Annotated in this window: 18 protein-coding genes; 1 reads left to right on the plus strand and 17 read right to left on the minus strand. The window is 60.6% G+C overall.

Going from position 1 to position 16,768, the window contains the following annotated elements; translation table 11 throughout:
* Positions 1 to 64 precede the first annotated feature (64 nt).
* From rplI to rpsF, 4 genes are read right to left on the minus strand one after another with little or no spacing between them, the layout of a single operon-like run.
* Entirely contained in the window at positions 65 to 517 is a 453-nt protein-coding gene (gene rplI / locus KW842_RS08100; protein WP_090176195.1) for a 50S ribosomal protein L9, read from the minus strand.
* 27 nt (positions 518 to 544) lie between these two features.
* On the minus strand, positions 545 to 835 hold the full coding sequence (rpsR, locus tag KW842_RS08105) for a 30S ribosomal protein S18 (RefSeq protein WP_090176193.1): 291 nt from the start codon (positions 833 to 835) through the stop codon (positions 545 to 547).
* Between the two features lie 15 nt (positions 836 to 850).
* Positions 851 to 1,156, minus strand: a complete 306-nt coding sequence (gene priB, locus KW842_RS08110) for a primosomal replication protein N (protein ID WP_218303761.1) — start codon at positions 1,154 to 1,156, stop codon at positions 851 to 853.
* 21 nt (positions 1,157 to 1,177) lie between these two features.
* Positions 1,178 to 1,564 carry a 30S ribosomal protein S6 gene (gene rpsF / locus KW842_RS08115; protein ID WP_090176189.1) on the minus strand — a complete coding sequence of 129 codons (387 nt, stop codon included), beginning with the start codon at positions 1,562 to 1,564 and terminating at the stop codon, positions 1,178 to 1,180.
* Between the two features lie 258 nt (positions 1,565 to 1,822).
* Here rpsF and lexA point away from each other — a divergent pair, with 258 nt between their 5' ends.
* The gene (gene lexA, locus KW842_RS08120) at positions 1,823 to 2,461 is read left to right on the plus strand and encodes a transcriptional repressor LexA (RefSeq protein ID WP_218303569.1); all 639 of its coding nucleotides are present in this window, start codon (positions 1,823 to 1,825) and stop codon (positions 2,459 to 2,461) included.
* A gap of 19 nt (positions 2,462 to 2,480) precedes the next feature.
* Here lexA and KW842_RS08125 read toward each other — a convergent pair whose 3' ends face one another.
* The 13 genes from KW842_RS08125 to KW842_RS08190 all read right to left on the minus strand — a co-directional run bounded on the left by KW842_RS08125 (position 2,481) and on the right by KW842_RS08190 (position 16,710).
* Positions 2,481 to 3,242 (minus strand): tetratricopeptide repeat protein, encoded by a 762-nt coding sequence (locus tag KW842_RS08125; RefSeq protein WP_218303570.1) that lies wholly within the window; start codon positions 3,240 to 3,242, stop codon positions 2,481 to 2,483.
* Positions 3,243 to 3,337: 95 nt separating this feature from the next.
* Positions 3,338 to 4,582 carry a cystathionine gamma-synthase family protein gene (locus tag KW842_RS08130; RefSeq protein ID WP_218303571.1) on the minus strand — a complete coding sequence of 415 codons (1,245 nt, stop codon included), beginning with the start codon at positions 4,580 to 4,582 and terminating at the stop codon, positions 3,338 to 3,340.
* Between the two features lie 2 nt (positions 4,583 to 4,584).
* Positions 4,585 to 6,111 carry an amidophosphoribosyltransferase gene (purF, locus tag KW842_RS08135; protein ID WP_218303572.1) on the minus strand — a complete coding sequence of 509 codons (1,527 nt, stop codon included), beginning with the start codon at positions 6,109 to 6,111 and terminating at the stop codon, positions 4,585 to 4,587.
* Between the two features lie 38 nt (positions 6,112 to 6,149).
* Entirely contained in the window at positions 6,150 to 6,638 is a 489-nt protein-coding gene (locus KW842_RS08140) for a CvpA family protein (protein ID WP_218303573.1), read from the minus strand.
* Position 6,639: 1 nt separating this feature from the next.
* Positions 6,640 to 7,647, minus strand: a complete 1,008-nt coding sequence (locus tag KW842_RS08145; protein WP_218303574.1) for an SPOR domain-containing protein — start codon at positions 7,645 to 7,647, stop codon at positions 6,640 to 6,642.
* Positions 7,648 to 7,669: 22 nt separating this feature from the next.
* Positions 7,670 to 8,959, minus strand: coding sequence for a bifunctional tetrahydrofolate synthase/dihydrofolate synthase (folC, locus tag KW842_RS08150; protein WP_218303575.1), 1,290 nt, complete (start codon positions 8,957 to 8,959; stop codon positions 7,670 to 7,672).
* Between the two features lie 80 nt (positions 8,960 to 9,039).
* Entirely contained in the window at positions 9,040 to 9,912 is an 873-nt protein-coding gene (gene accD / locus KW842_RS08155; protein ID WP_072781064.1) for an acetyl-CoA carboxylase, carboxyltransferase subunit beta, read from the minus strand.
* 77 nt (positions 9,913 to 9,989) lie between these two features.
* Positions 9,990 to 10,253, minus strand: coding sequence for a hypothetical protein (locus tag KW842_RS08160; protein WP_218303576.1), 264 nt, complete (start codon positions 10,251 to 10,253; stop codon positions 9,990 to 9,992).
* 282 nt (positions 10,254 to 10,535) lie between these two features.
* Positions 10,536 to 11,333, minus strand: a complete 798-nt coding sequence (gene trpA, locus KW842_RS08170; protein ID WP_218303577.1) for a tryptophan synthase subunit alpha — start codon at positions 11,331 to 11,333, stop codon at positions 10,536 to 10,538.
* A gap of 11 nt (positions 11,334 to 11,344) precedes the next feature.
* Entirely contained in the window at positions 11,345 to 12,565 is a 1,221-nt protein-coding gene (trpB, locus tag KW842_RS08175; RefSeq protein ID WP_218303578.1) for a tryptophan synthase subunit beta, read from the minus strand.
* A complete protein-coding gene (locus tag KW842_RS08180; protein ID WP_218303579.1) occupies positions 12,534 to 13,244 on the minus strand; it encodes a phosphoribosylanthranilate isomerase in 711 nt (236 codons plus the stop codon). Before KW842_RS08180 ends, trpB begins: the two co-directional genes overlap by 32 nt.
* A 3-nt stretch (positions 13,245 to 13,247) precedes the next feature.
* Complete coding sequence (gene truA, locus KW842_RS08185; protein WP_218303580.1) at positions 13,248 to 14,051, minus strand: tRNA pseudouridine(38-40) synthase TruA; 804 nt, start codon at positions 14,049 to 14,051, stop codon at positions 13,248 to 13,250.
* A gap of 52 nt (positions 14,052 to 14,103) precedes the next feature.
* Positions 14,104 to 16,710, minus strand: coding sequence for a FimV/HubP family polar landmark protein (locus tag KW842_RS08190; RefSeq protein ID WP_304514950.1), 2,607 nt, complete (start codon positions 16,708 to 16,710; stop codon positions 14,104 to 14,106).
* Between the last annotated feature and the right edge of the window lie 58 nt (positions 16,711 to 16,768).

Raw genomic sequence — 16,768 nt, forward strand, 5'->3', positions numbered from 1 at the left:
GGGGCTTAGCCCGGCTTTTTCAAGGGTGTTGCATACCAGACAGGCGTTGCCGCCCGGTCTAGTCTTAGGCGGCTTCGCCTACAACAGCAACGGTCACTTCTGCGATCACATCGGTGTGCAGAGCAACGCTGACTGGGAACTCGCCAGTGGTCTTCAGAGGACCGGTAGGCAGGCGCACAGCAGCTTTTTCAACAGCGAAACCTGCTTTGGTCAGGGCTTCAGCGATGTCGAAGTTGGTTACCGAGCCGAACAGACGGCCGTCAACGCCAGCTTTTTGCGAAACGGTCACGGTCATGCCGTTCAGTTTTTCGCCTTGGGCTTGGGCAGCAGCCAGTTTGGCGGCAGCAGCTTTTTCCAGTTCAGCGCGCTTGGCTTCGAATTCCGCGATAGCCGACGTGGTTGCACGACGGGCCATTTTTTGCGGGATCAGGAAGTTACGTGCGTAGCCGTCTTTAACTTTAACGACTTCACCCAGGTTGCCCAGATTGACAACTTTTTCCAACAGAATGATTTGCATAGTTCTTCTCCAGTTACTCTGCCGCGATTAAGCGTTGTGCAGATCGGTGTACGGCAGCAGGGCCAGATAGCGAGCGCGCTTGATGGCGGTGTCAACTTGGCGCTGGTAGTGCGCTTTGGTGCCGGTCAGACGTGCTGGCATGATTTTGCCGTTTTCCTGGACGAAGTCTTTCAGGGTGTCTACGTCTTTGTAGTCTACTTGCTCAACGCCAGCGGCGGTGAAGCGGCAGAACTTCTTGCGCTTGAACAGTGGGTTTTGTTGCTTGCGCTTTTCTTTCAGCTTGAGCTTGTTTTTGTCGAACTTTTTACCGAATGCCATTTTAGGCTCCTGTATTTAAATTGAGCTGTCTGCGACAGCACTAAAATCAATGATGTGAAACACCAGGCTTTTGCTATTGCGGCTTTTTTTGTTGAGAAAACCGGAGAACTGGTACATGCCTGCCAGCGGCGTCTGGCTGAACCGGCCTGAAATCTCGCCCGCAGCAACTGCGGACACTTCAAACTCGGTCAACCGGGCAATGCCCGCCTCCATCTGCTGCGACCGGTGCTGGAGTACAGCATTCACGATCGGCATGCCGGCCGGGGTGTAACGAATTGCATCCCGTTCGGCGATGAGGGCGATGAACTGGAGCTGGTTCAGCGCGGTTCCTTCTCAGAACAATTAAGCAGCGGCTGGAGCAGCAGCGGCTGGAGCTTCGGTGCGATGCGATTTCGCTGCATCTTCGCGTTGTACCGACTTCATCATTGGCGAAGGAGCGGTTTCCGCTTTCTTCAGCTTGACGGTCAGGTGACGCAGAACGGCATCATTGAATTTGAATGCGGTTTCCAGCTCAACCAGGGTTTCGTTATCTGCTTCGATGTTCAGGCAGATGTAGTGTGCTTTCGCCAGTTTCTGGATTGGGTAAGCCATTTGACGGCGGCCCCAGTCCTCAACACGGTGAACGTTGCCGCCGCGGGTCGTTACGGTGGTTTTGTAACGCTCGATCATGGCGGGCACTTGCTCGCTCTGGTCCGGGTGGACGATAAATACGATTTCGTAGTGACGCATGTATAACTCCCTTAAGGACTTGATGAATAGCCCACCCTGGCGTCAAGACAGGTGTGGGAAGAGGTAAGCCCGCGACTATATCAGCTTTCTGGCAAGAACGCCAGCGCCGTATTGCCGCTGGCATGGCGGCGCCATCGCAAACCGTCCTTATATCTTGGGCCAAATGAAATTATTTCGTCCAAGGCAACAAATTCCCTTGCTTTTCGCTGCGCACTGTACAAAAATACAGACTGTCTATATCCACAGGCTACCGAACACATGCTTAAGCTCACTGCACGCCAGGAACAAATCCTGAATCTGATCAAGGACGCCATCGAAAATACCGGCTTCCCGCCGACGCGCGCCGAGATCGCCAATGAACTGGGCTTCAAGTCCGCCAACGCGGCCGAGGAACACTTGCAGGCGCTGGCGCGCAAGGGCGCGATTGAAATCGCCGCCGGCACCTCGCGCGGCATTCGCCTGCTGGGCGCGCACGCCGAACCGGCCACGCCGAAAGTGCCGGGCGCGCTGATGATGTCGCTGCCGCTGATCGGCCGCGTGGCCGCCGGCTCGCCCATCCTGGCCCAGGAAAACCTGGAAACCAGCTATAGCGTCGACCCGGCGATGTTCTCCGCCAAGCCGGACTACCTGCTGAAAGTACGCGGGGAATCGATGCGCGACGTCGGCATCATGGACGGCGACCTGCTGGCCGTAAAGAAAGTCGATAGCGCCAAGAACGGCCAGATCGTGGTCGCCCGCATCGGCAACGAAGTCACGGTCAAGCGCTACCGCAAGACCGGCTCGACGGTGGAACTGCTGCCGGAAAATCCCGACTTCAAGGTCATCACCGTCAGCCCTGGCGAAGACGACTTCGCCCTGGAAGGCCTGGCGGTCGGCCTGATGCGCACCTGGCATTAGAAGCCAACCGCCTTAACCGCTATTTTTTAACAATCGGTAACGGGCGCGACTGAATGGCAAGCTGCGATGTGCGCTCGCGTTCATCCACCAGCCCTTTGCTGCGCGCGGCGGCGTTCTGAACATAATCAGTCGTTTTCTCATGCCACGCCGTACGTGCTGACAGCACCTGCGTGGCTTGCGATTTTCCAGCAGCGTTGATTGCCGCGTAAGCCGTATTCATACGCGTATGAACCTGACTGATTTCAGCATCGGTCATAAGGTTGGTCAGATCATCAGGAATGGCTTTCCCCACCGGCAGCTGGGCTTCCAGATTTTTCTGAAAACCCTGATAGCAGGCAAGCCAAGCGTCTATTCCCTCGCTGACCTCCTTGATTTCCTTGGCGGTTCGGGAAAACTCGGGGATTTCGGGCGTGTCGCATTTGAACTTCGCCAGCGCGACATCCGCGCCGTCGTAACGCAACGCATAGCCGTCAATTTCGGCGCGGCGCGCGGCGCGTTGGGGGGTCAGTCCTAAAGCAGTCTTGGCTGCAGGATAGCCCGCCTGATCGGCTTTGCGGAACCAGGCGTCACCTTTGGCGCTATCGGCAGGAACGCCTTCGCCATACCAGTACATTTCACCCAGATGGTATTGCGCCGTCGGATTGCCTGCTTCTGCCAGCTTGGTAAAAATTGGCAGCGCGCGCGCATACTCACGCGCCTCCAGCAATTTATTGGCGTCAGACAGATCGTCAGCCATCACGCTACCGCTGAGCAGGGCCAACAGTACAAAAGCTGATTTCATCACGCACTCCCGTAACAATGTTGAAACCTTGAGTCTATATAAAAAAACAAGGTGTCACAATAACGGCGTTTGGACTGTTGCTTAGCAGTTACGTATCAGCAGCCTTCCAGCGCGGTGCAGAAATCGTCGAGCAGGTCGTCGGTGTCTTCGATGCCGACCGAAACGCGTATCAGCGATTCAGCGATGCCCATCGAAGCGCGGCGCTCGGCGCCCATCTCGAAGAAGATGGTGTGTGCCACAGGAATGATTAGCGTGCGGTTGTCGCCCAGATTCGATGCCGGGATCGCCAGCTTCAGGCGGTTGAGGAAATCGAAGCAGTCCAGACCGTCCTTCAGCTCAAAGCTCAGCAACGAGCCGTGGGCGCGGAACAGCTCGGCGCTGATGTGATGCTGCGGGTGCGACTTCAGTCCCGGATAGTAGACTGCGGCTACCCGCTCATCCTTCTCCAGCAGCTCGGCCAGCGCCAGTGCATTGGCGGTGGTGCGCTGCATCCGCAGCGCCAGCGTTTCGGCACCGACCGCGATATGGTGCGCGGCGTCCGGCGCCAGCGAGGAGCCGAAATCGCGCAGCGCCTTGGCGCGGATCTGCGCCAGCCCCCATTGCAGCGGCGCAGCTTTTTTGTAGTTCTCGTAGATGTTCGGGAACTGCTTCCAGTCGTAAGCGCCGGTATCGGTGATGCTGCCGCCCAGCGCATTGCCGTGGCCGCCGATCGACTTGGTCAGCGCGTTCACCACCAGACCGGCGTGCACCGACTTCGGCTGGAACAGATACGGCGTGGTCATGGTGTTGTCCACCACATACAGAATGCCGCGCGCCTTGCACAGTTCGCCAATACGCTTCAAGTCCGCCACTTGCGTGCGCGGATTGGCGATGGTTTCGACAAACACCACACGGGTGCTGTCGGTGATCGCCGCCTCGACGTTGGCGACATCGGTGGCGTCCACGAAGGACACGCCGACACCCTGGCTCATGGCGGTCTGCCACAGACTATTGGTGTTACCGAACAGGAAGGACGACGACACCACATGGTCGCCGGTGCGCAGCAGCGCCTGCACCACGGCGCCAATCGCGCCCATGCCGGTGGCGAAGCAGATCGTGCCGACGCCCTGCTCCATCTTGTTGACCTTCTCTTCCAGCGCCGAAATGGTCGGATTGCCCTGGCGGCCATAGCGGAAGCCCGGCTCCTTGCCCTGGAATACCGACGCCAGCTGGCGCGCATCGGCATAGCCGAACGCTACCGAAGTGTGGATAGGCTTGTGCAGCGAGCCGTGCTCAATGGCCTTCTGGCGGTCGCCGTGCAGGATGGTGGTGGTGAAACCGTAGTGCTTTTTTTCGCTCATGGTTACGCTTCGGTAGCGGCCAGGTTCAGGTTCAGCTGCGAACGGCCAGCGTCTTCCGGCGCAGCAGCCTTGGTCGGGTGATGACGCTCGTACTCCAGCTTATCGAGGTACTCGCGGGTCACGTCGCCGGTGACATACACGCCGTCGAAGCAAGAAGCCTCAAAGTTCTGCAGCGCCGGATTGACGTCGGAGATGGCGCGTTTCAGCGCGTCGATATCCTGGTACACCAGCGCATCGGCGGTGATCTCGCGGCACACTTCTTCCACCGTGCGGCCGTGGGCGATCAGCTCGTCGCGGGTTGGCATGTCGATGCCGTACACGTTCGGGTAGATCACCGGTGGCGCGGCCGAGGCGAAGATCACCTTGGTGGCGCCGGAATCGCGCGCCATCTGCACGATTTCGCGGCTGGTGGTGCCGCGCACGATGGAGTCATCCACCAGCAGCACCACTTTGCCCTTGAACTCGTCAGGGATCGCATTCAGTTTCTGGCGCACCGATTTCTTGCGCGCGGCCTGGCCAGGCATGATGAAGGTACGGCCGATGTAGCGGTTCTTGATGAAGCCTTCGCGGTACTCAACGTTCAGCGCCAGCGCCAGCTGGATTGCCGCCGGGCGCGACGAATCCGGAATCGGCATCACCACGTCGATCTTCATGTCCTTCAGTTCGCGCTTGATCTTCTCGGCCAGATACTCGCCCATTTTCAGACGGGTAGCGTACACCGAAGCGCCGTCGATCACCGAGTCCGGACGTGCCAGGTAGACGAATTCAAACACGCATGGATTCAGCGATGGATTGTCGGCGCACTGGCGCGCGTGCAGTTGCTTGTCGTTGTCGATGAACACTGCTTCGCCCGGCGCGATGTCGCGCACGAAGCGGAAGCCCATGCCTTCCAGCGCCACCGATTCCGAAGCGATCAGGTATTCGACGCCATCGGCGCTTTCATTGATACCCAGGCACAGCGGGCGAATGCCGAACGGATCGCGGAAAGCCAGCAGGCCGACACCGGCAATCTGCGCCACGGCAGCGTAGCCGCCGCGTACACGGCGATGCAGCACGGTAACCGCGTTGAAGATGGTATTGGCGTCGATTGAGATGCCGACCGTGGCTTTTTCAATTTCGTGCGCCAGCACGTTCAGCAGCACTTCCGAATCGGAGTCGGTGTTGATGTGGCGGCGGTCGTTCTCGAACATCTCTTTCTTGAGCTGTTCCCAGTTGGTCAGGTTGCCGTTGTGCGCCAGCGTGATGCCGAACGGCGCATTGACGTAGAACGGCTGCGCTTCTTCTTCGCTCGACGAGCCGGCGGTTGGGTAGCGGCAGTGGCCGATACCGGAGTTGCCTTGCAGCGTACGCATATTACGGGTACGGAACACGTCGCGTACCAGGCCGTTGGCCTTGTGCATGGCGAACATGCTGCTGTGATTGGTCGCGATACCCGCCGCATCCTGGCCGCGATGTTGCAACAGCAACAAGGCGTCATACAGCATTTGGTTGACAGGTTGATGGGAAACGACGCCGACAATGCCACACATGATGATGCTCCTGGACAGGTACTACAGATTTAAAGAATTCAAAAATTCACATGCTGCGCCATTGCAGCAGGAAGCAACGGTTTGACCATGCGTACGCCTTGCTCGGCATAAGGGCTCAACATCGCCTGCTTCCACAAATCCTGTTGCGGCAGCGAGGTCATCCCACTCAAGATGACGGCTGCCAGCACAATTACAAGCCCGCGTGCGACGCCGAACACGGCGCCCAGCACACGGTCGATGAAGCTCAGGCCGCCCGCATCCAGCAAGGCGTCCAGCGCCAGCGACAACAGGCCCATTAAAATCCGCGCGCCAATGAACAGCGCGATAAAGGCGACGATCAGCCGCAGCACCTCGCCCGGCACGGCCTCCGGCAGCATCTGCGCCAGCGGCGCGGCGTAGGCGTTGGCGGCCACGAAGGCGATGATCCAGCTCAGCACCGACAGCACTTCCTTCACCAGTCCGCGCACCAGTCCGATAATGACCGAGGTGACCATGACAAAGATCACCAGGTAGTCAAAAACCGTCACGTCAGACAGTTTCCAGGCGGCCGTCCAGGCCGATGCTGCTCAACTTGGCCTTGACCTTCTCCGCCTCTTCCTTGCTGCTGAACGGGCCGACGCGCACGCGGGTAATGCCGGACGCGGTTTTCTGCGTGAAGGTGCTGATGCCGGCGCCTTTCAGCCTGGTGCGCAGTTCGTCGACCTTGGCCTGGTCGCTCAGCGCGGCCACCTGCAGCACGAATTTCTCGGCCGATGGGGCGGCAGCAGGCTTGCCCTCCAGGATGGCCAGCGCGCGCGCATCTTCATTCTTGGCGGCTGGCTTCGCTTCAGCCGGCTTTTCAGCGGCCTTGGCCTTGGCTTCAGCCAGTTTGCGCTCGGCTTCCTGCTTTTCGGCTTTCAGCCTGGCTTCGGCTTTGGCCTCGGCCAGCTTGCGTTCCTGTTCCTGCTTGTGTTCGGCTTCGAGGCGGGCTTTTTGCTCGCGCTCGGCCTTGGCGTCCGCCCTGGCTTTGGCATCCGCTTCCGCCTTGGCTTCGGCCTTGAGGTCAGCCTTGGTGGTGTCGATGGCTGCCACCACCGGTGCGGCGGCAGCGGGCGATGGCGATGGCGATGGCTTGGCGGACGGCTTCACGTCTTCGACGATCTCTTCGCGGCTGTCCAGCGCGGCGTTGGCGGCGACCGTTGCGGCGGAGGAAGGCGCAGGTGCAGCGTCAGCCAGCGGTTTGTCCTTGGCTGGAATCTTGATTTCGATGTCGGACGATAGCGGCTTCGGCTCGGAGTCGAGCAGCATCGGTAAACCAACGGCGACGCCCAGCGCCAGCATGATGGCGCCAACCAGGCGGCGGCGCGCGCGTTTCTTTTCCGGCAACACCGGATCATCATCTTCGCGGTCGCGCGTGCGGCGCTTGGGACCGTCAGCCGACGAGGCGCGCTTGGAGCGGGCGCGCTCCGACATCGCCTGGTCATCTGCGCTGGTGTAATAGCCGCTGTCTTGACCAGCGTCTTGCTTGTTTTTACCGGATTTCGAGAACAAGCCCATGCGTGATTTCAGTCCTGTGCGTTCAGTGGAGTGAGGATTTTCGCGCCGCCATGACACCGGCGACGGTCAGGAAAGATCCAAAGACCACAATTCTATCATCCTCACCGGCCCGGCTGATGGCATTTGCGTACGCGGCAGCGGGATCATCGAACACGTTGATGCTGCGCTCGTCGCGCTCCGGCTGCACCAGCTGCACCTTGGCTGCCAGTTCCGAGGCGCTGGCCGAGCGCGGCGACGGCAGTGTCGCCAGGCACCAGTGATCGACGTGCTCGGCCATGGCGGCGATCACGCCGTCGATATCCTTGTCATGCATCGAACCGAACACCGCGTAGGTGTAGCGGTGGAAGCCCATATTGCCGAGGTTCTGGTTCAGCGCGGCGGCGGCGTGCGGATTGTGCGCCACGTCGAGGATGATGGTCGGGCGGCCCGGCAGCACCTGGAAACGGCCCGGCAATTCCACCGTCACCAGGCCGGTGCGCACTTCCTGCGCACCGATCGGCAATTCCAGTTTCAGCGCCTCCAGCGCGGCCAGCGCGGCGCAGGCGTTGAGGATCTGGTTGGCGCCGCGCAGGCTTGGATAGGCCAGCGAATTGCGGCGCTGGCTGCGGCCGCCGTAGCTCCACTGCTGCTTGTCGCCGGAGTAATTGAAATCGCGGCCCATCAGCCACAGGTCAGCGCCGATGGCTTCGGCGTGGTCGATCAGCGCCTGCGGCGGCACCGGATCGGAGCAGATCGCGGTTTTGCCCGGACGGAAGATACCGGCCTTCTCAAAGCCGATCTTCTCGCGGGTGTCGCCCAGGTAATCGGTATGGTCGATATCGACGCTGGTGACGATGGAGACGTCGGCGTCAACGATGTTGACCGCGTCCAGGCGGCCGCCCAGGCCCACTTCCAGGATCACCACGTCCATGCTGGCTTGCGACAGCAGTTTCATGATGGCCAGGGTGGTGAATTCAAAATACGTCAACGCGGTATCGCCGCGCGCCGCTTCGACCTCGTTGAAGGCTTGCACCAGCGTCTCGTCGCTAGCCATGTCGCCGTTGACGCGGGCGCGTTCGTTAAAGTCGAGGAAGTGCGGCTTGATGTACAGGCCGACCTTGTAGCCGGCGCGCATCAGAATCGATTCCAGCATGGCGCAGGTCGACCCTTTGCCGTTGGTGCCGGCCACCATGATGACCGGGCAGCTGAAACTCAGCTGCAAACGTTCCTTGACGGCGAGAACGCGGTCCAGGCCCATGTTGATGACAGTTTCGGCGTGGCGCGATTCAAGCAGCGCAAGCCAGGCGGGCAAAGTAGTTGGGAGGTTCGACATGGATGACTTCTGAAATGAAAACGGCGCGCAGGCCGGATGATATCCGATTGCGCGCCGTCGCGTGTAGCGGTAGCCCGATCTTAGGCCAGCACTTCCACTGGCTGATTTTGCAACAGTGCCAGCAGGCGGGCGATTTCTTCGCGCATCTTGCGGCGGTCAACAATCATGTCGACTGCGCCCTTCTGCACCAGGAACTCGGCGCGCTGGAAGCCTTCCGGCAGTTTTTCGCGGACGGTATTCTCGATCACGCGCGGGCCGGCAAAGCCGATCAGCGCTTTCGGTTCAGCGATCACCACGTCACCCATGAAGGCGAACGAAGCAGACACGCCGCCCATGGTCGGATCGGTCAGCACGCTGATGAATGGCAGTTTCTTATCCGACAACTTGGTCAGCATGGCGGTGGTCTTGGCCATCTGCATCAGCGACAGCAGGCCTTCTTGCATACGCGCGCCGCCGGTGGCGGTGATGCAAATGAACGGCACTTTTTGTTCCAGCGCAACCTGGGCGCCGCGCACGAAGCGCTCGCCGACCACGGACCCCATCGAGCCGCCCATGAATTCGAATTCAAAGCACGCCACCACGGCCGGCAGGCTCATGATGGAGCCGCCCATAACGATCAGCGCATCGGTTTCGCCGGTGGCTTCCATCGCTTGCTTGAGACGGTCTGGGTATTTCTTGCTGTCTTTAAACTTCAGCGTATCGACTGGCAGCGTGTCCATGCCGATTTCGTAGCGGCCGCCGGCGTCGAACAGGCTGTCGAGGCGTTCGCGGGCGCGGATGCGCATATGGTGGTCGCATTTCGGGCAAACATGCAGATTCGACTCCAGGTCGGTGCGGTACAGCACGGCTTCGCACGACGGGCATTTGACCCACAGGCCTTCCGGCATGGTCTTGCGGGCGCCGGCGTCGGAACGCTGGATACGTGGGGGCAGCAGTTTTTCCAACCAACTCATAAATTCTCCTTGCAGCTAACTCGTGGCCCGAAGTGTAGCCGTTTCTCGCCCCCCTGTCGAACTTTAGAGGAAATCCACTACCCCTCCAGAGGGAGCTTCCCCTCCGCTTCCAGCGATTTCCTCAAGGCTTCACGTTTTTTCAGAGTAAGAATGCCAAGATTGGCTTTATAACCAGATCCCGCCATGTGCCTAAGATACCGCGATATCATATTTTCGGCCGAAATCCCGTAAGGCTCGGCCATCTTCTCGAAATATTTCAAGGACCTACAATCCAGACGAAAAGTTATCTCTTTACTCAGGCGTTCAAAGTAAGGATTTGGCCCCCATTCAGACTCGTTCATATCACCCTTCTTTCAGATAATGAATTTCATCACTTTGCAAGCGCGCCTTGTCGCTAACACCAAGCTGAAAATATCGGTCTTCGACAGCCGAATGATGAAAGTCAAACCTCAACACGCCATCTGGGTCATCAAAGACCGTGGATGCCTCATCAAAACTGACGCCATGCTGCGTAGATTGACTTTAGCTTTGCGGGCATCCCAGGTGAAGCGCACGACCGCTCCCTTTCAACATAGCGAGTACTTAACTATGTATCAAGGTGAGCAGTCGGGATTTGATGGACGTCAGGCGTCGAGGGCGGTGCGGATGGAGGTGGTGAAGGCTTGCACGGCGGCGACTGCGCCGTCTTTGCCGGCGGTTTCGATTTCCTGGATGATGCGGCTGCCGATGACGACGGCGTCGGCCACCTCGGCCACAGCGCGCGCGGTGGCGCCGTCGCGGATGCCGAAGCCAACGCCTACCGGCAGTTTGACATGCTTGCGGATGGCTTGCAGGCGCTTGGCCACGTCCGCCACATCAATATTGCCAGCGCCCGTCACGCCTTTCAGCGAGACGTAGTAGCTAAAGCCGCCGCCAACCTTGGCCACCTGCTCGATGCGCTGCTCGGTCGAAGTCGGCGCCAGCAGGAAGATCAGGTCCAGCTCGGCCGCGCGCATGGCGGCGGCAAACTCTTCGCACTCTTCCGGCGGATAGTCGACCACAATCGCGCCATCCGCGCCCACGGCCACCGATTGCTCGATGAAGGCCTTGGCGCCGATGCGCTCGATCGGATTGGCATAGCCCATCAGCACCACCGGCGTGGTCTGGTTGGTCTTGCGAAACTCGGCCACGTAGCCAAACACATCCTTGATGCCAACGCCATTGGCCAGCGCGCGCTCGCAAGCGCGCTGAATCACCGGGCCTTCAGCCATCGGATCGGAAAACGGCACGCCCAGCTCGATGATGTCGGCGCCGCCGGCCACCAGGGCATGCATCAGCGGCACGGTCGATTCACGCCCCGGATCGCCGGCGGTGATGAAAGTAACGAGCGCGGTCTTGTGTTGCGCTTTCAAAGCGCTGAAGGTTGCTGCAATTTTGGACATTGTCGGTTTCCTTAGTTGAAGTTCAGACCCATACGCTCTGCGACCGTATGCATGTCCTTGTCACCACGGCCCGACAGGTTGGCCAGTACAATTTTGTCTTTCGGCAGCGTGGCAGCCAGCTTGGCCGCGTAGGCCAAAGCATGCGACGACTCCAGCGCCGGAATGATGCCTTCGATATGGCAGCTATCGTGGAAGGCCTTCAACGCCTCCTCATCGGTAATCGATACGTACTCAGCGCGGCCGCTATCCTTCAAATAAGCATGCTCCGGCCCGACGCCCGGATAATCCAGCCCCGCCGACACCGAATGCGTCTCGATGATCTGGCCATTCTCATCCTGCAGCAGATAAGTGCGGTTGCCATGCAACACGCCCGGATAGCCCTTGGTCAGCGAGGCCGCATGCTTATCGCCGTCCAGTCCTTCGCCGGCCGCTTCCACACCGATCAGCTTGACGGCCTTCTGGTCAATATACGGATAGAAAATACCCATCGCGTTGGAACCGCCACCGATGCAGGCCACCACATAGTCCGGCTGGCGGCCAGTCATTTCAGGCATCTGCACCAGGCATTCCTCGCCGATCACCGACTGGAAGTCGCGCACCAGCATCGGATACGGATGCGGACCGGCCACGGTGCCGATGATGTAGAAGGTGTTCTCAATATTAGTGACCCAGTCGCGCATCGCTTCGTTCAATGCGTCCTTCAAGGTCTTGGAGCCAGACTCCACCGGCACCACGGTCGCGCCCAGCAACTTCATGCGGTAGACGTTCTGCGCCTGGCGCTTGACATCCTCGCTGCCCATGTACACCACGCACTCCAGGCCGAAACGCGCGCAGATAGTCGCGGTAGCCACGCCGTGCTGGCCAGCGCCAGTCTCGGCGATGATGCGCGGCTTGCCCATGCGCTTGGCCAGCAATGCCTGGCCGATGACGTTGTTGATCTTGTGTGCGCCGGTGTGGTTCAGGTCTTCGCGCTTGAAGTAAATCTGCGCGCCGCCGGCCAGCTCGGACCAGCGCTTGGCGTGATAAATCGGCGATGGACGGCCGACGAAGTGCTTCAGCTCGTAGCGGAACTCTTCGAGGAATTCAGGGTCTTTGCTGTACTTCGCATAGGCCTCGTTGAGTTCGGCCAGCGCGTAGGTCAGTGTTTCGGCGACAAAACTGCCGCCGTAGGGGCCAAAGTGACCTTTGGCGTCGGGAAGTTCATAATCCTGGGCGTGAAACAGGGGTTTCATGATGGGTTTGGCTTTCTAAAATGGCATCTCCGGCCCGCACCGCCGCAACAAAGTCGGCAATCTTGCGGGCATCCTTGATTCCCTTGGACGCTTCGACACCAGAGCTGATGTCCACTGCGTAGGGACGTACACCGGCCACCGCGTCAGTCGCGTTGTGTACGCTCAAGCCACCACTTAAAACGACCCGAGGCGCGAGATCTTTTGGAATGAGAGACCAATCAAAACCCTTTCCTGCGCCACCGTAGGCGTCCACATAGGTATCCAGCAACAGACTGGTGAACAAGGGACTGGCAGCGCGGTTTGCCTGCTCGTATTCTAGCAGTTCATCCGGGCGCGTGTCAGGTTTGACGCGGAACACCTTCATGAACTGTCGCCCTGCCGCTGCGCCGATGGCGGCGGCGTCCGCCACGCTTTCATCGCCATGCAATTGTATTAACGACAGCGGCGCCACGCCTACTGTCTGCGCCACCTGTTCCGGCGTGGCGTTGACGAACAGGCCCACCGTAGTGATGAACGGCGGCACGGCGCGCAGCAGTTCGGCGGCACGCTCCGGTGTCACATAACGCGGACTTTTCGGATAAAACACCAAGCCAATCGCATCCGCGCCGGCCGCTACGACAGCCTGTACATCTTCCTCGCGGGTCAGGCCGCAGATCTTGATACGGGTGCGCATAGTCATCCTTTAAAACCAGGGCAACTGGCTGCCGGCTTCCTGCGGCAGCGCCCATTTTTCATCGTAGTCGATCTTGGCCAGGTACAGGCCATCGGGCATGAAGGTCGGCGCGGCCACCTGGCGGTTCTTCGCCGTCAGCAGCTCGCCCATCCAGCTGATGTCCTCGCGCCCCTGGCCAATGTAGACCAGCGAACCCACCAGGTTGCGCACCATATGGTGCAGGAAGGCGTTGGCTTTCAGCGTGAAAATAATCAGGTCGCCCTGGCGGCGGATCTGGATATCGTGCATCAGCTTGACCGGCGACTTGGCCTGGCAATGCGCCGCCCGGAAAGTGGTGAAATCGTGCATGCCGATCAGCGGCTTGACTGCTTCCTGCATGCGCTCCACATCCAGCGCATGATGATAAAAACCGGCACGGCCATTCAGCAGCGGCGAGCGCGTCTGATTGTTGTACAGCACATAGTGATAAGTGCGCGCCTGCGCGCTGAAGCGCGCGTGGAAGAAGTTGTCCACACTTGGATCGCCATCCAGCTCCTTGGCCCAGCGCACGCCGATCGATGGCGGCAGGAAGGCGTTGATGCCGCGCACCCAGGCGTGCGGCAAGCGGTTCAGCTCGGTATCAAAGTGCACCACCTGCTCGGAGGCATGGACCCCAGCGTCGGTGCGGCCGGCACAGGTGGTCGCCAGCGGCACCGTGGCGAATTCCAGAATGGCCTGCTCCAGTTTGTCCTGCACGGTAAGGCCGTGCTCCTGCTTCTGGTAGCCGTGCCAGGCCTGGCCGTCATACTGGAGCCCGATTGCGATCCGTTTCAAAATTGCTGCCCAATCTAAATGTCTGAGTCAGCCATTATATAACGGCGAGGTTTTATCCCAGCTGAGCCTTCATGGCATTGGCCTTGGCAACTTGCTCGTCGCTACCGCCGCGCAGCACCTCGTCCAGCAGCTCGCGCGCGCCTTCCTTGTCACCGATTTCCTGATAGGCGACCGCCAGGTCCAGCTTGGTGTCCATTTCCATGTGCAGCGCCGACAAAGGCTCGCTGTTGGCCGGCGTCGCGGCCTGGGCAGGGTCAGCGGCAAAGTTGCCCAGGTCCAGATCAATGCTCGACAGGTCGAATTCCTGCGCTGCCGGGGCTGGAGCCGGAGTGATGGTTTCCGCTTCGGCTGGCAGGTCGAGGCTGGTGTCGAAGTCCAGCGGCGCCGGTGCGGTTGGCGGCTCGGTGAACGCTGGCACTTCCGGAATGTCGAAGCCGGCCAGGTCCAGATCGAGCGCGTCGGTACTGGCGGCAGGCTCAGCGTCAGCGGCCGCCGCCGGGGCTGGCAGATCCAGACCGAAGTCCATGCTCATGTCGTCCACTGGCGTTGCCGCTGCTGGCGCATCGCCGGCTTGCGCCGGTACGGTCGGTTCAAAGTCCAGGCCGCCGAGGTCGAAATCCATCAGGTTGCTGCGTTCAGCGGCTATCGAGGCTGGCGAGATCGATGCATCGGCCGCTTGCGGCAGCGCGGTTTCCAGATCGGCAGCTTCAGCGGAATAAGCGTCGGCCGGTGCGATGTCCTGGGTCAGGCCGAGGTCTTCCGGCGTCAGCGCTGGCGCCGATTCAGGCTCGGCGGCAAAGGTGTTGCCGTAGTCATTGCTGAATTCCGGCGCGGCTTCGGTGGCGGCCAGCGCCACGCCTGCCGCTGCACCTGCGGCTGGTGCAGCGGCGAAGCTATCATCCTTGCTGCCCGAGTACAGCGGGTTGCTCGGTTCCAGCGAACTCCCCATGGCGGCAGCCTGTTCCCACTCGTCGCCCTGGCCACGGGTCAGCGCATACAGTTCCGACGCCTGGGTTTCAAACATCCGTGCATCCTTGCGGGCCAGGTAGATTTCCAGCAGTTTCAGGCGCACAGCGTGGCGCTCGGGATGGACGCGCAGCGCTTCTTTCAGGATTTCCTCCGCCTGGGCGTCGCGGCCATAGGCGATATAGACATCGGCTTCGGCCACAGGATCCACCTCATTGGTGTCCAGCTGGCTGGCCGAAGGTGCGAAGTTCGAATTGAACACGCTGTTGTTGGTATCTACGCTCTGGCCGCCGGCATCGGCGATCAGTGGCGCTTCCGGCTGCACGGCGGTTTCGCCGAGGATCGATTCTTCTTCCGCTGGCACCACGAACTTCTTGCGGCGGCGCGAGGCGGAAATACCCAGCGCACCCAGCAGCACTGCGGCGGCAGCCAGGCCGACGTAGTTCAGGTTGTCCATGATGGTTTCGAACAGGCTAGGCTCGGGTGCCTTCTTCGGCGGCAGCACCGGCGTGCGCTTCGGTTTCTGCTCGGCTTCGGCCGGTGCAGGAGCTGGGGCAGACGCGGCGGCCGAGGCTTTGACTTCCGCCGCGCTCTTGTGCTTCACCGACATCAGCTTATCCAGCTCGTTGACGTTCTTTTCCAGTTCCTTGACGCGGGCGGCAGCATCATCCGCCTCCTTCTGTCTGGCGATCCGGTCCTCATCCGCCGCCACGCCGGTCTTGCCTGCCTGTGGCTTCTCGGTGGTGGCCTTGGACAGCGTCAGCTTGTCCTTGGCGGTATTGGCCGCATTCGGTTTTTCCTCGACCTTGGCGGTGATCTTGCCCGATACATTCTGCGTCGGATCGGCTTCCTTGGCGGCCGTGCTGGCTGCCACCTGGCCGGCCAGCTTGGCACGATAGGCGTTGAAGTCAGCGGCATGCGCCACCACCACGCTGCGCGCCTCGCCCTCGCCGCCGACGGCGTTGATCTGCTCGGCATCCGGCACTGCCAGGATGTGGCCCGATTTCAGGCGGTTCATATTCTTGCCGCTGAAGGCTTCCGGATTGGCGCGGTACAGCGCCACCAGCATGGTGTCCAGCGACACGTCCACCGGCTTGACCTGGTTGGCGATGCGGGTCAGGTTGTCGCCCTGCTTGACGGTGTACTCGCTGGCGGCGGCTTTCGGCGCGGCAGCCGGCTTGGCCGGACGCGCCGGCGCTGGCGGCTGTGCCGCAGCTTGCTGCGCCGTCGATGGCGCAGCGGCAGGCGTGGCCGTACGGTTGCTGACATCCACCGGCGCCGTCACATGCGGCGCCTGGGTGGCGCGCAGATCTGGCGGATCGAGCAGGAAGGTGTATTCGCGCACCATGCGGCCACCGGTCCAGCTCAGCTCCAGCAGCATGTCGACGAACGGCTCGTTGATGGTCTGGCTGGAGGATACCTTGATGATCTGCTTGCCGTTGCGCTGCTCGACATCAAACCGCAGCGACATCAGCGCCGGATTGAAATCGATATTCGCGCTGCGGTAGGCATCCTGCGGCGCCAGCTTGGCGACCAGCCCGCCCGCCTCTTCCGGCGTGACGGCGGTCAGTTCAATCTCCGCCCGCAGTGGCTGTCCCAGCGCCGACAGTACCGTCAGCTTGCCTAGCCCGGCCGCATTAGCCGTAGCGGCCATCAGCACCGCGCTGGCGACTGCGCTGGTGAGAGTTTTCAACGCAAACGAAACAAAGCGGGGGCGATTTTGTACTGGCATAGTGGGGCGTTTTTTTATG

It is taken from the genome of Duganella sp. sic0402 (assembly GCF_019219065.1).
Lineage (GTDB): Bacteria > Pseudomonadota > Gammaproteobacteria > Burkholderiales > Burkholderiaceae_D > Rugamonas.

Excerpts from the sequence above, each read along its gene's own strand:
- rplI (WP_090176195.1), bottom strand. The coding sequence starts at position 517 with ATGCAAATCATTCTGTTGGAAAAAGTTGTCAATCTGGGCAACCTGGGT.
- rpsR (WP_090176193.1), bottom strand. The coding sequence starts at position 835 with ATGGCATTCGGTAAAAAGTTCGACAAAAACAAGCTCAAGCTGAAAGAA.
- rpsF (WP_090176189.1), bottom strand. The coding sequence starts at position 1,564 with ATGCGTCACTACGAAATCGTATTTATCGTCCACCCGGACCAGAGCGAG.
- lexA (WP_218303569.1), top strand. The coding sequence starts at position 1,823 with ATGCTTAAGCTCACTGCACGCCAGGAACAAATCCTGAATCTGATCAAG.
- KW842_RS08125 (WP_218303570.1), bottom strand. The coding sequence starts at position 3,242 with ATGAAATCAGCTTTTGTACTGTTGGCCCTGCTCAGCGGTAGCGTGATG.
- KW842_RS08130 (WP_218303571.1), bottom strand. The coding sequence starts at position 4,582 with ATGAGCGAAAAAAAGCACTACGGTTTCACCACCACCATCCTGCACGGC.
- purF (WP_218303572.1), bottom strand. The coding sequence starts at position 6,111 with ATGTGTGGCATTGTCGGCGTCGTTTCCCATCAACCTGTCAACCAAATG.
- KW842_RS08145 (WP_218303574.1), bottom strand. The coding sequence starts at position 7,647 with ATGGGCTTGTTCTCGAAATCCGGTAAAAACAAGCAAGACGCTGGTCAA.
- folC (WP_218303575.1), bottom strand. The coding sequence starts at position 8,959 with ATGTCGAACCTCCCAACTACTTTGCCCGCCTGGCTTGCGCTGCTTGAA.
- accD (WP_072781064.1), bottom strand. The coding sequence starts at position 9,912 with ATGAGTTGGTTGGAAAAACTGCTGCCCCCACGTATCCAGCGTTCCGAC.
- KW842_RS08160 (WP_218303576.1), bottom strand. The coding sequence starts at position 10,253 with ATGAACGAGTCTGAATGGGGGCCAAATCCTTACTTTGAACGCCTGAGT.
- trpA (WP_218303577.1), bottom strand. The coding sequence starts at position 11,333 with ATGTCCAAAATTGCAGCAACCTTCAGCGCTTTGAAAGCGCAACACAAG.
- trpB (WP_218303578.1), bottom strand. The coding sequence starts at position 12,565 with ATGAAACCCCTGTTTCACGCCCAGGATTATGAACTTCCCGACGCCAAA.
- KW842_RS08180 (WP_218303579.1), bottom strand. The coding sequence starts at position 13,244 with ATGACTATGCGCACCCGTATCAAGATCTGCGGCCTGACCCGCGAGGAA.